Raw genomic sequence first — 12,853 nt, forward strand, 5'->3', positions numbered from 1 at the left:
GCTACTGCGGTTAGCGACAACCGGCAAAAACCGCTATCTTCGCCGCCATCCGAAACGAGGGGCGTATGGGCTATCTACTTTTTGTCACGCTGATTCAGGCGTTTTCCTTCAGTCTGATTGGCGAATACCTGGCCGGGCATGTCGACAGTTACTTCGCGGTGCTGGTGCGGGTTGTGCTGGCGGGGCTGGTGTTCATTCCGCTGACCCGCTGGCGTCAGGTGGAACCGTCGTTCATGCGCGGCATGCTGTTGATCGGCGCCTTGCAGTTCGGCGTGACCTACGTGTGCCTGTACTTGAGCTTTCGTGTGCTGACGGTGCCCGAGGTCCTGCTTTTCACCATCCTGACGCCGCTGCACGTGACCTTGATCGAAGACGCGCTCAATCGTCGCTTCAATCCCTGGGCCTTGATCGCGGCGCTGGTGGCGGTGGCTGGCGCGGCGGTGATTCGTTACGACCGGATCAACCCGGATTTCTTCATGGGCTTTTTACTGCTGCAACTGGCCAACTTCACCTATGCGGCCGGGCAGGTGCTGTACAAACATCTCGTCGCTCGCCATCCCAGCGACCTGCCGCACTACCGGCGTTTCGGCTACTTCTACCTCGGCGCATTGGCGGTGGCGTTGCCGGCCTTCCTGATGTTCGGCAAGGCGGATTTCTGGCCAGAAGCACCGCTGCAATGGGGCGTACTGATATTCCTCGGCCTGGTCTCCACCGCTTTGGGGCTTTACTGGTGGAACAAAGGCGCGTGCATGGTCAACGGCGGCACGCTGGCGGTGATGAACAACCTGCATGTGCCGGTGGGGTTGCTGGTCAACCTGCTGATCTGGAACCAGCACGAGGAACTGGGGCGGTTGCTGCTGGGCGGGTCGGTGATATTGGCGGCGGTGTGGATCAGTCGGTTGGGGGTACGCCAGCCGCTGCCTGCACACTGACCCCCTGTGGGAGCGAGCCTGCTCGCGAAGGCGTCGTATCAGTCGCTGTATCTGTTGTCTGACACTGCGCTTTCGCGAGCAGGCTCGCTCCCACAGGGGATCTCTGCGACTTGAAGGTCAAACCACCTGCTTCTGCGGCTCCGGCAGAGGACTGGCCCCCAATGCCGCGGGCAACAGCCCCGAACGCAGATCCATGCCACTGGGCTGTTGATACAGGTTCAAGCCGAACTCCGGCATCACCGCCAGCAGGTAATCAAAAATATCCCCCTGGATACGCTCATAGTCGGCCCACGCAGTGGTGCGGGTGAAGCAGTAGATTTCCAGCGGGATGCCCTGGGCCGTGGTCTGCATCTGGCGAACCATGCAGGTCATGTTTGGCTGGATGTCCGGGTGGCTTTTCAGATACGCCAAGGCGTAGGCGCGGAAGGTGCCCAGGTTGGTCATGCGCCGGCGGTTGGCCGACATCGCCGCGACGTTGCCCTGGGCTTCGTTCCAGGCCTTGAGTTCGGCCTGTTTGCGGCTGATGTAATCGGTCAGCAGATGAACCTGGGTCAGGCGCTGTTCTTCCTCGTCCTGCAAAAACCGCACGCCGCCGGCATCGATGAACAGGCTGCGCTTGATCCGCCGCCCGCCTGATTGCTGCATGCCGCGCCAGTTCTTGAACGACTCGGACATCAGGCGCCAGGTGGGGATCGAGACGATGGTCTTGTCGAAGTTCTGCACCTTGACCGTGTGCAGCGTGATGTCCACCACATCACCGTCGGCCCCCACCTGAGGCATCTCGATCCAGTCACCGACCCGCAGCATGTCGTTGCTGGTCAGTTGCACGCTGGCGACGAACGACAGCAAGGTGTCCTTGTAGACCAACAGAATCACCGCCGACATGGCCCCCAAACCCGACAGCAGCAATAGCGGTGAGCGGTCGATCAGGGTGGCAACAATGATGATCGCGCCAAACACATACAGCACCATTTTCGTCAGTTGCACGTAGCCTTTGATCGAGCGGGTGCGGGCGTGTTCGGTGCGGGCGTAGACATCCAGAAGGGCGCTGAGCAGGGCGCTGATGGCCAGCACCATGAACAGGATGGTGAAAGCCAGGGCAACATTGCCCAGGAAAATCATGCTGGTCTTGCTCAGTTCCGGCACCAGGTGCAGGCCGAACTGGATGACCAGCGAGGGCGTCATCTGCGCCAGGCGATGGAAAACTTTGTTCTGGCGCAAGTCGTTGACCCAGTGCAGGGCCGGCTGGCGACCCAGCAATTTGGCACCGTGCAGGATCAGGTAGCGCGCCACGCGCCCCAGCACCAGGGCAATCACCAGCAGCAGTATCAGTGCAAGGCTGGAATGCAGGAGGGGATGCTTATCGAGAGCACCCCAAAGGTCTTGAATGTTGACCCAGAGCTGTTTGATGTCCATGGACGAAACGGTTCTTCTATAAAGACGCGACGGTGCGATTAGAGCATTTAAGCCAGGTTAAGTGACCCTTGATGACGAATCGGCTCACAAAAAAGCCACTGATTAGCGCCGTTCGTATAAAGAAACTCGGCCTTCGCGCTCGAAACCGTTACCCTATGCAGCTGTTTTTTTGCATTTCTTCGAGGTAGCACCCGTGTTTTCCCAATTCGCCCTGCACGAACGCCTGCTCAAAGCCGTGGCCGAGCTTAAATTTGTCGAGCCAACGCCGGTGCAGGCAGCGGCTATTCCGCTCGCGCTCCAGGGGCGTGATCTGCGGGTGACGGCGCAGACCGGCAGCGGCAAGACCGCGGCGTTCGTGTTGCCGATCCTCAACCGCCTGATCGGCCCGGCCAAGGTTCGTGTCAGCATCAAGACCCTGATCCTGCTGCCGACCCGTGAACTGGCCCAGCAAACGCTCAAGGAAGTGGAACGCTTCTCGCAGTTCACCTTCATCAAGTCTGGCCTGATCACCGGTGGCGAAGACTTCAAGGTCCAGGCCGCCATGTTGCGCAAAGTACCGGACATCCTGATCGGCACGCCAGGGCGGATGATCGAGCAACTGAACGCCGGCAACCTCGACCTGAAAGAAGTCGAAGTACTGGTGCTGGACGAAGCCGACCGCATGCTCGATATGGGTTTTGCCGAAGACGTGCAGCGCCTGGTGGACGAATGCACCAACCGCCAGCAGACCATGCTGTTCTCCGCCACCACCGGCGGTTCGGGCCTGCGGGAAATGATCGCCAAGGTGCTGAACAATCCTGAGCACTTGCAGCTCAATGCGGTCAGCCAGCTAAACTCCACGACCCGTCAGCAGATCATCACCGCTGACCACAACCAGCACAAAGAACAGATCGTGAACTGGCTGCTGGCCAACGAGACTTACGAAAAAGCCATCGTGTTCACCAACACCCGCGCCATGGCCGACCGCCTCTACGGTCGCCTGGTGGCCCAGGAATACAAGGCGTTCGTGCTGCACGGCGAGAAGGACCAGAAAGACCGCAAACTGGCCATCGACCGCCTCAAGCGGGGCGGCGTGAAAATCCTCGTCGCCACCGACGTCGCCGCCCGCGGCCTGGACGTGGAAGGCCTGGACATGGTCATCAACTTCGACATGCCCCGCAGCGGCGACGAATACGTGCACCGTATCGGTCGTACCGGACGCGCCGGCAACGATGGCCTGGCGATTTCGCTGATCTGCCATGGCGACTGGAACCTGATGTCGAGCGTCGAGCGCTACCTCAAGCAGAGCTTCGAGCGCCGCACGATCAAGGAAGTCAAAGGCACCTACGGCGGACCGAAAAAGGTCAAGGCCTCGGGCAAGGCCGTTGGCGTGAAGAAGAAAAAGGTCGACGCCAAGGGCGACAAGAAGAAAACCGGCGCCAAGGCCCCGACCAAGCGCAAGATCGCCAACCGCCCGAAGACCGACGCTTTGTCGCTGGTCAGCAAGGACGGCATGGCCCCACTCAAGCGCCGCAAGCCGGAGGCGCCAGCGGCTGAGTGAAGCTGCGTCAGCGCTTGATAAAAAAAACCGGACCTTGAGTCCGGTTTTTTATGGATAACTGAATCTGAAACCCGTGGCGAGGGAGCTTGCTCCCGCTGGGCTGCGCAGTAGCCCCAACAAAGTGGAATTTACAATCATCTAACGAGTTGACGCTTCGATTTCAGGGGGCGCTTCGCACCCAGCGGGAGCAAGCTCCCTCGTCACAAAAGCAAGCTGTATCTGCTCCGGGCGTCACCCCGCTTTCTTCTCCGCATTCTTGAGCTCTTGAAGACGCTCATCAATCAACTGGCACTTGTCCGGCACATCTTTGCTGGCGGTCTCCAGGTCCATGGCCTGCAGTTCCTTATTCATTTCCTTAGCCTTCTCCGGGTTCTGTTCGGTGAGCCTGGTCACTTCCTTGGCCAATTGTTCACGCTTGGCGGTGGCTTGCTCGGGCGTGCAAGTGGCCCAGGCAGGCAGGGCGCAGCTGAGGGTGGCGGCGAGGGTGAGTTTGAGGAGGGTTTTCATGGCAGGGGCCTCGTATTTCTTGTTGAGCAGGTAATGGGTTGAGGCCGCTGCCGGGTGGAAAGTTCATTAGCCTGGCGCTTGGCTGGCGTTCCCTTGCTGCGCAGGCGCAACCATGAGTGGAAGTCTTTTTCAGGATTTCCCTCGCCGATATTAAACACTCGTCTACCATGGAGAATGCGAGGATAGCCCGGTGCCGGCAACGCAGGGGCGCTCTTTAACACAGGATGTAAGTGCTGTCAGGACGTACCCGCGGCCTGTCATAGTCAACAATTCAAAGGAATGAAACTCATGAACCTTAGATCGATACTCAGTCGACTGATGTTGTGCCTGTGTGGTTTATTCGCGGTCTCATCGGCTTATGCGGAAAGTGTGATTATCGCCACGTCGCGACCCGATGAGGGGATCGTAGTTGATGTGTTTGACAGTCCTGATGCCGTAAACGCCTTACCTTCTTCGTCGGGCATGGTGCCATTTACCTCGATAGGGTTGGCTACACCCGCGGTGCAATCGTTCAAGGGTAAGGTTTATATGTTTTGGGCCAACGATAGTGATTCCACTATCTATTTTTCCACTTCGGCGCAGGGCAGTAATTGGTCCCCCCCACAGCCCATTCCCGTGTCTGACATCCTGGGTAATGTCTCAGTGACCGTGTTTCAGCAAAAGCTGGTACTGACCTTTACCGACAAGAGTCACATAAATAGCATCAGCTCTGAAGACGGCATAACCTGGTCCAACGTTAAACCTATCGCGGTCTCCAGCGACGCCGCTAATAACAGTCCTGTGGTATACAACGGAAAGTTATTTGTCCTCTACAGCGAGGAAGATGATCACACGATTAACTATGTCACCTCGGATGATGGCGTGCTGTGGAGTAAGGAAAATCTCGGGTTCAGTGCAAACGCTTTCCGAGTGTTGAGTTTGGTGCCCGTGGTCTATAACGGTGAGCTGTTGGTCTATTACTCTTATGATCTTAGTAATTTTGCCGTGCGCAGTTACGACCGGGGCGGTCACTGGGGAGATGAGCAAAGACTATCGGGCCTGGCAAAAAGCGAGCTTTTCCTGAACCGCGCAACCATCACCGGTAACCGCGTTTTTATCAGCAGTGGCCCTAGCACTTATGGTTCAAGCGATGGGGTCAACTGGAGTCCCTATTATTCCAGGCGATTCTCTGACAATTTGACCGGCCCATCGGGATTGGGCGTTTCCTATACCATTACCCCAAACGATCTAACGATGGACAACCCGCAGCTGCCAGCAGATCTGGCGACGGGCCTCAGCCATACCGATTATGCCACCTTCGCCTGGCGAAGCTTTTTCGCCCTGAACAATACGGCCAAGGCGCCATTGCCCGCTAACCGTGGTGTAGGCAATCCGGAAAGCAGCTTCGCCGACTCGGGCAAGGTTCCAAAATCTCCCAGTCCGTTGTTGTGGCAAACCTTCGCCCACCGCAGCGAGTTGTTTCCAGCGCTAAATCCAAACTCCGTGGGTGGTCCTACGCGTCCGTTTACTTCCGAGCCGCAATACAGCTATATCAAGTTTCCCACCGGTGCGCCTTTGGCGCCTGGCGCCAGTTATGCTTATTACAACAATCTGGATGAAGCGACCCAGATAGGCCAGAACGCTATATTTTTCCCGGTCAACCCTCCGCAGATCGCCAAGACAGGGAGTGACTATGCCCCTTCAAACGATAGCCAGATCCTGTTTGAAGCCAAGGCGAATCCCGTCGTTTACGAGTATGCCAAAGGCTTGACCCGTTACCCGGAACACATACTCCTGCCCGACGGCGCAGTAGAGGTCAAGGCGGCATGGCGCAAGCTGGCAGACATCCCGGTACAGAATCGCGCGCGCTACCATACGGCGACTGTGGTGACCTATCAGGGCAAAGATGATGCACCGGTGGCGTACAATGAAGACTACGCTCTGGTAGCCCTGCATATCATCCATAAAACACCCAACTACCCGACTTTCATCTTTGCCACATTCGAGCACGAAGATGCTCTGACATTGCCCGATGGCACCTCGCCGACCGGTCTCTACTACGTCGCTAACTATGACGAGATCGCCTACCCCGGTTACGATGAAAAAAATCCCCCGACTGCGATGTTCTCTGACGGTAACAAAAACTATACGGTTTCCCTGCCCGCAGCGGGCGCAGTCGCCAATCCAAACCTTGATCCGCCCGTCTATTCCGGCACTAACGGAATCCCCGAGGGGCAAGCCGGCCCGATCCGTGTCGTGCAACCGCTGACTATCTATTCCGAAGTCGCAGCGGTGAACAACCAGGTCAAGCAGCTCATGGATGCCAGCAGCGAATTCACCAATTCGGTCTGGAAGCACTATCGGCTTAAAGGGGTGCAGGCTATCCCCTCGATGACTTCAACCGACCCGGATTATTACCTGGCCAATATCATGGTCGAAAGCAGCCAGCCGGGCATTCAGCTGTTTCGCGGGAGCAACGTGTTCCCCATCCCGAATGACAACACCCTGACCAATGCGCGTGAGCAACCCAACATCATGGTGCCGGATTACGAGCACAGCACTCAAAGCCTGACCATGGGCGGCTGTATGGGCTGTCACGGCATTGCCCAGAGCTCGCTGAAACAGGGTTTCAGTTTCCTCTTCGATGCGATCAATCCCACGCTTGCCAAGGGCACCACCGGTTTTGCGAACCCGGAGACCGTAGGTTTACCTGATCCGCGGACCTCGAAGGCACGGGCCCTGAAATACTCTTTCGGTCCTCAGAATACGGCAGCCGTCGAGGAGGCAAGCAAGTAGCCGCCAAACATCGGCGAAGCGAGATAGCCCTGCTTTCTGAGGCCGGCGCGATAGCCCTTTCGATAAAGAACCGGACCTTGAGTCCGGTTTTTTATTGAAATCCCAACCTGAATTTGGCTCTGCCTTTTATGGCGAGGGAGCGATGATCGACTTGAGGATTGTGCTTAGTCGTATCAGCAACCGTGGGGCTTTCCTCCTTCGTATTCACCGTGATGCGAAGTCAGTCCCCCCGTTTCCTACTACGACCTGTTTGCCAACATATCTGTCCGTTTCGCAGGAGGTTTCCACCTCTGGCGGTGACTATTCGCCTTGATGCCGATGTGGTCGAGTGGTTCAAGGGGAAGGGCGCGGGCTATCAGACACGCATCAATCAGCTTCTTCGCCAATACATGCAGGATCAGCAGGGCCATCGTCGGTGAGCAAATTAATGCTATGAAGCGGGCGACTGAGAAGTCGCCCGTTGTCGTTAATTCTGTTACCTGCGTCCGCACCTCCCCCGATGACATCAAACCTATCGCGCAGCGCTGTGGTTAAGGCAAAACTGGCGATTGCGGCGCAATCCAGCGGGAGCAAGCTCCCTCGCCACAGGGTTCGCGCTCGACTGGGCAGGTTGGCGCGTCAGCTGTGGCAGCAGCTATGGGGTTTAGCCTCTTCGTACTTATCGTGATGCCGCACCCAGTCCATGATTTCGTCTTCGTTGCGGCCCTTGGGCGTGAGATCGAGGTAGTTGTAGGTGCCGACCAGGATGTCGAGGCCACGGGCGTAGGTGGAGTAGGTGTGGAAGATATCGCCGGCTTTGTTGCGATAGAAGACGCTCAGGCCGGGGAGTTCGCCTTCGGTGGTGTCGGTTTTTTCGTAGTTGTAGGTGGCTTTTCCGGCGGCGGTGTCTTCGGGTTTGAAGCTGACGCCGAAGTCGTAGTTGAAGTCGCAGCCTTCTGACGAGACCCAGTCGAAGACCCAGCCCATGCGACGTTTGAACGGCTGGAACTCGGCGAACGGCGCGCGGGACACCGCGACCACGGCGACGTCGTGGTGGGCCAGGTGTTGGTTGGCGCCGTCGATGTGGTCGGACAGGAATGAGCAGCCATCACAGCCTTCTGTCCAGCCGGGGCCGAACATGAAGTGGTAGATGATCAGTTGGCTGCGGCCGCCGAACAGGTCGGCCAGGCTCAGTTCGCCGTTGGGGCCCTGGAAACGGTAGGGTTTTTCGATTTTTACCCAGGGCAGGGCGCGGCGTTCTGCGCTGAGTTTGTCGCGTTCGCGGGTGAAGGCTTTTTCGTGGATCAGGTGCTGGCGACGGGCGGTGAGCCATTCTTCCCGCGAGACGACGGCATGATTTTCTACGTTCATGGTGAATTCTCCTGCGTGGCAGAGCCGCTGATTCGGCACTTCTGTCAGTGGTCGTTTGGCCCAGTGTGAATTCGACAGGCCGTTGGTCGGCTTGGGCAATAGCCCACCGGTAAGCCCGGCTGAACGGCAGCGCAGCGCCTGGGTCACACTTTAAGTAGGCATCTCACTCTTTGGAGGATGGACCAGGATGACGACTTATAACTGGGACTTGATCGAACGGTTGTTGCACGAAGTGCAAAACGGCGCCGGCCACAGCTTTACCCCTCGGCCTTATGCGGAGCAGTACGCGGCAGAGAAGGCAGCCGCAGGCGAGCCGATCGAGAACCTCGATCATCTGAAAGCGGTCGCCGGGGAGTACGAAAAGCTGCTGTTGGAGCGTAACTATATCGAGCCTCGGCCGGAGGAAGAGGGCGGTAACGGCGAGAACTTTGTGCTGACGCCCCGTGGCTCGCGGTTGTTGAGCCTGATCGACAGCAGCATCCCGGGCAATGATCATCCGCGCCAGGTGCTGGATGAGCAGGAAGATGCGCTGGATGAGTTTACTTTTGATGAGGTGGCTTCGAAGGCGCAGATTGCCTGACAGGCCTGCACTGAGCCCTGTGGGAGCGAGCTTGCTCGCGATAGCGGTCTGACATCAACAGGTGTGTTGCCTGTTCTGCCGCTATCGCGAGCAAGCTCGCTCCCACATTCGATCTCCCACATGCATCTCAGTGGTGTTATGAGCGTGCTGCCTTCAGGCACTTCAAATCACTGAAATCCTTTTTCACCCGGTCGATCTTCCTCAGCAAGTGTTCGCGTTGCGTCGGGGTGCTGTCGGCCATCACGTCCACCAGCAGGCTGCGGGCCTGGGCTTCGGTTTTGTCGAAGGCCTGGCGGTAGGCGGGGGTCCAGAGGCTTTCGCGGTCGACCAGCAGTTGCTCGATGCGCTTGGGGAAATCGGGGTTGTGGCGTTGGGCCACAGCTTCGCTGAACTGGTTTTGCCAGTGCGCGCGGTTGGCGATCCATTGCTGGTTTTGATCGCCCAAGGCGCGGGACCAGGCCTGCACGCGTTGGCGCTGGGTTTCGCTGAGCGGGCCGAGCCAGTCGTTCAGGCGTTTCTCCATGCGTTCGCTGCGCTCCTGGATTTGCTGCTGCAACGTCGGCTTGAGGTATTGCTGCTGGCGTTTGCGTTGGTCTTTGACGAACGCGGCGTCCATGTCCGCGACCTGATCGTCGTTCAATCCCTGTAATAACTCGATGGCCGACGGGGTGATTTCCCGGGCGGTTTCGGCGATGGCGGCCTTGGCTTCCCGGGTACGCTGTTGCAGGGCCTGGTCGGTCACCTGGTTGGTTTGCACCATGTTCTTCAAGCGGTCCAGCCAGTCAAGGTAGCCGGGCAGTTGTGTGGTGCAATGCCAGTTCAAGTGTTCATTGAGACGGTCGTTGAACCAGTCCTTTTGCTCGCCATTGATGTCCAGATAGTCGTTGAGCGTCCAGGGGATGATCAGGTCGAGGTTGCGGTAGGCCAGGCCCACGCGGCTGCAGGCGGTGACGGTGAGCAGCAGGGCCATGAGCAGGGCGATGCGGGTGAACCAGCGCGACATGAGCGAGTCCTTGCGAAGGCATGGGTTGCGAAGGCGTAACTGTCTTGTTTGAGCATGGCAGGTGCGCGGCAGTTCAGCCGGTCGAATAAGTAACGCTTAGTAAAAAGGGTGGGCCATCTTGAGGGTCAGCAGGCCGTCGCATTCGCTGTTGTGGCCGGAGTACGCCGAGCAACTGCTGCCGCTCAGGCTTGAGTCGCTGTAGATCAGGTCCAGGTCGATGCCTCTCCAGGGGCGGGAAATTTTCAACGACCAGTCACTGAAACTGCCTACATAACCGTCCTCCACCGACACGGGTGAGTTGTACTGGTGGGTGGTGTATTTGGCGCTGACACCAATGCCAAACGGCACGTTGCCGCCCAGGTCGGCAAACAAGGTGCTGTTCTGTTTATCCGGGTCGTTGCTGAAGGCCGCGCCGAACCGGCTGCCCAGCACGGTCAGGCCGCCAAAGAATTCCTGGCTGTCGAGCGTGTCGAGGGTGGGGTAGCTGTAGTGGATCAGGCCGATTTCGTAACCCAGGGTCTGGTCGAAGGGCTGTTTGAAGCCCATGTAGGAATCGACTTCAAGATTGCTCGATGGGCTCAGGCCAACGCTGGGCGACCACTGGCCCACGTACCAGCCGCTGTCGTGGCTCAGGTCCAGGCCGCCATGAAACGAGCCGGTGCTCGACGGCGTGACCAGGCCCTGGGCCATGCTGCGGCTGGGCGTGGTGCCGAGTTTGAGGTCGAAGTCGCCGAGCTCGCGCTGAAACACCTGCCCATGGGCGAAGGGGCACGCCAGCAGGCTGAGCGTCAGGGAGACAATGGGAATGCGCATGCTTCACTCCATGGATAGCGAGGAGCAGGATCGGTCATCAAGCTGAAACACTTGAGCTAGAGAGGTGCAAGCATACCGGCGAATGCTCGGCAGCGAGGGCCGTTCGTCGATTTTTGCAGGATGAGGGTAAGCGGGGAGGTTCCAGTCCAAGCGCTTCGAAGCTCAAAGCGCTTTGGGACCAGGTGACGCGCGGGTTACTTTTTGCCCAGGCTGATCTGCTTGGACGGGCCGAATGTCTGGCCGCTGACGCCCTTGGCAATTTGCTGGATTTCACCGCCGGACTTGAGGAATGCAGCGATCTGGTCGTTGATAGACTCGCTGGTTTCCACGGCTGGAGCGGGCTTTGCTTTGCTGTTGGATGCTTTTACGCGCATGACGGCCATTAACCTGTAAATAATTAATTGGGCCAGGCATCGTACAGGAAATACTTGACAATTGCTTGGCAAATATACTCCCTCAATTATCACGCCGGGCGCTGGAATAAGGGGCGGTTTATGCCGTCATTATTGCCCTAAGCCACTGTTTTAAATAGCAACCCTTTGGACTGTATAACTTAAAAACGGCTGGCCGAAACGGCCTGGAGGGCCGTTGTCCGCCTGACGAATGGCCGCATACGCGAGGAAAACCCAGGGAAATCAACGGCTGCACAAGGCCCTTCCGGCCGCCCGCGCCAGAGGCCACGAATCACGCCGCAAAACCGGGTAGAATGCCGCCCACGCAATGAGGGTATTGGAAATGGCTTTAGTCGGGCGTTACAACAGTTTGCAAGTGGTTAAACACACTCACTTCGGTTTATATCTGGACGGCGGTGCGGACGGCGAAATTCTGCTGCCCAATCGTTATATCCCCAAGGATATTCCCAGCGAAGATGAAGACTGGCTCAATGTTTTTATTTATCTGGACAGCGACGACAAACTGATCGCTACCACGGAAAAACCCAAGGTTCAGGTCGGTGAGTTTGCCAGCCTGAAAGTGGTTGAAGTCAACAGCATCGGTGTATTCCTGGACTGGGGCCTGCCCAAGGACTTGCTGCTGCCGTATTCCGAAGAAAAGCGCCAGATGACCGCCGGCGAATATTGCGTGGTGCACGTCTACCTCGACAAGCACACCCGCCGCATCACCGCCACGGCGCGTCTGGACCGTTATCTGGACAAGACCCCGGCCAACTACACGCCGGGGCAGGAAGTCGATTTGCTGGTCGCCGAAGCCACCGACATGGGCTTCAAGGCGATCATCAATAACAAGCACTGGGGCCTGATTCACAAGAACGAAATCTTCAAGTTCATGCGCGCCGGCAAGCAGGAAAAAGGTTTCATCAAGGAAATCCGCCCGGACGGCAAGATCAGCTTGAGTTTGCAACCGGTGGGTCAGGAAGCGGCGACCAGCCTCAATGCCAAGATCCTCGCCAAGTTGCGCGAAAACAACGGCACGCTGCCGGTCAGCGACAAGAGCGACCCGGTGCTGATCAGCAGCCTGTTTGGTGTCAGCAAGGGCAACTTCAAGAAAGCCATTGGTGCGCTCTACAAGAATGGGCAAATTGTCATTCATGCTGATCGGATTGAGTTGAGCTGATCTTCAGTCGAGCCACGGCAAATAAGGATTCATGTGGCCAGGGGAGGCCGCTGTGGGAACAAGGTTTGCTCGCGATGGAGACGATGCGGTCTTTCTGATACCGAGGCGCCTGTTTCGCGAGCAAGCCTTGCTCCCACAGCGGTGCGCCGTTCCTCAAAATCTCCTGGCCACAGGAGCGGTGTTCGGCTCTCCTCTGTATACAAAACCCTGCACCTTTAGCATGCACCCGCGCCCTGTTCGTGGGCGCGTGCCTGCTCCTGCCCGGCTTTAGTCCCCGCCACACACCGCAGTTTGTCTCATATTCCCCACCTCTGGCACGCATTCTGCGTAGCAACCCGTATACAAACCATGCCGGCTCCCGTGCG

General features: G+C 57.9%; 11 protein-coding genes and 1 pseudogene. 6 read left to right on the forward strand and 6 right to left on the reverse strand.

Annotation, left to right across the window (positions count from 1 at the left end):
* The first annotated feature begins 65 nt into the window (after positions 1–65).
* Positions 66–932, forward strand: coding sequence for a carboxylate/amino acid/amine transporter (locus tag GKKCFE_RS05850; protein ID WP_047227914.1), 867 nt, complete (start codon positions 66–68; stop codon positions 930–932).
* A gap of 117 nt (positions 933–1,049) precedes the next feature.
* Here GKKCFE_RS05850 and GKKCFE_RS05855 read toward each other — a convergent pair whose 3' ends face one another.
* Positions 1,050–2,348 carry a mechanosensitive ion channel family protein gene (locus GKKCFE_RS05855; protein ID WP_047227913.1) on the reverse strand — a complete coding sequence of 433 codons (1,299 nt, stop codon included), beginning with the start codon at positions 2,346–2,348 and terminating at the stop codon, positions 1,050–1,052.
* Between the two features lie 193 nt (positions 2,349–2,541).
* Between GKKCFE_RS05855 and GKKCFE_RS05860 the strand changes: the two genes are divergently transcribed.
* Positions 2,542–3,888, forward strand: coding sequence for a DEAD/DEAH box helicase (locus GKKCFE_RS05860; RefSeq protein ID WP_445577582.1), 1,347 nt, complete (start codon positions 2,542–2,544; stop codon positions 3,886–3,888).
* A 231-nt stretch (positions 3,889–4,119) separates the two neighbouring features.
* Here the strand turns inward: GKKCFE_RS05860 and GKKCFE_RS05865 are convergent, their stop codons facing one another.
* Positions 4,120–4,395 (reverse strand): hypothetical protein, encoded by a 276-nt coding sequence (locus GKKCFE_RS05865; RefSeq protein ID WP_139050863.1) that lies wholly within the window; start codon positions 4,393–4,395, stop codon positions 4,120–4,122.
* A 288-nt stretch (positions 4,396–4,683) separates the two neighbouring features.
* On the opposite strand from GKKCFE_RS05865, the gene GKKCFE_RS05870 reads away from it, so the two are divergent.
* Together GKKCFE_RS05870 and GKKCFE_RS05875 are read left to right on the forward strand one after the other, a co-directional pair.
* On the forward strand, positions 4,684–7,170 hold the full coding sequence (locus tag GKKCFE_RS05870) for an exo-alpha-sialidase (protein ID WP_445577583.1): 2,487 nt from the start codon (positions 4,684–4,686) through the stop codon (positions 7,168–7,170).
* A gap of 293 nt (positions 7,171–7,463) precedes the next feature.
* Positions 7,464–7,589 (forward strand): annotated as a pseudogene (locus GKKCFE_RS05875) (BrnA antitoxin family protein); the annotation flags it as partial.
* Between the two features lie 199 nt (positions 7,590–7,788).
* Here GKKCFE_RS05875 and GKKCFE_RS05880 read toward each other — a convergent pair.
* Positions 7,789–8,520, reverse strand: a complete 732-nt coding sequence (locus GKKCFE_RS05880) for a DUF899 domain-containing protein (RefSeq protein ID WP_139050862.1) — start codon at positions 8,518–8,520, stop codon at positions 7,789–7,791.
* Between the two features lie 187 nt (positions 8,521–8,707).
* Between GKKCFE_RS05880 and GKKCFE_RS05885 the strand changes: the two genes are divergently transcribed.
* Positions 8,708–9,100: a transcriptional regulator gene (locus GKKCFE_RS05885; RefSeq protein WP_076385904.1), complete on the forward strand. Its 393-nt coding sequence runs from the start codon at positions 8,708–8,710 to the stop codon at positions 9,098–9,100.
* Between the two features lie 136 nt (positions 9,101–9,236).
* On the opposite strand, the gene GKKCFE_RS05890 is transcribed toward GKKCFE_RS05885, so the two are convergent.
* From GKKCFE_RS05890 to GKKCFE_RS05900, 3 genes are all read right to left on the reverse strand, one after another.
* Complete coding sequence (locus GKKCFE_RS05890) at positions 9,237–10,103, reverse strand: DUF6279 family lipoprotein (RefSeq protein WP_445577584.1); 867 nt, start codon at positions 10,101–10,103, stop codon at positions 9,237–9,239.
* 96 nt (positions 10,104–10,199) lie between these two features.
* Positions 10,200–10,916, reverse strand: a complete 717-nt coding sequence (locus tag GKKCFE_RS05895; protein WP_139050861.1) for a TorF family putative porin — start codon at positions 10,914–10,916, stop codon at positions 10,200–10,202.
* 194 nt (positions 10,917–11,110) lie between these two features.
* Positions 11,111–11,299, reverse strand: a complete 189-nt coding sequence (locus GKKCFE_RS05900) for a hypothetical protein (protein WP_018607615.1) — start codon at positions 11,297–11,299, stop codon at positions 11,111–11,113.
* A gap of 352 nt (positions 11,300–11,651) precedes the next feature.
* On the opposite strand from GKKCFE_RS05900, the gene GKKCFE_RS05905 reads away from it, so the two are divergent.
* Positions 11,652–12,488, forward strand: a complete 837-nt coding sequence (locus GKKCFE_RS05905; protein WP_047227905.1) for a CvfB family protein — start codon at positions 11,652–11,654, stop codon at positions 12,486–12,488.
* Positions 12,489–12,853 lie beyond the last annotated feature (365 nt).

It is taken from the genome of Pseudomonas sp. E141 (assembly GCF_052659885.1).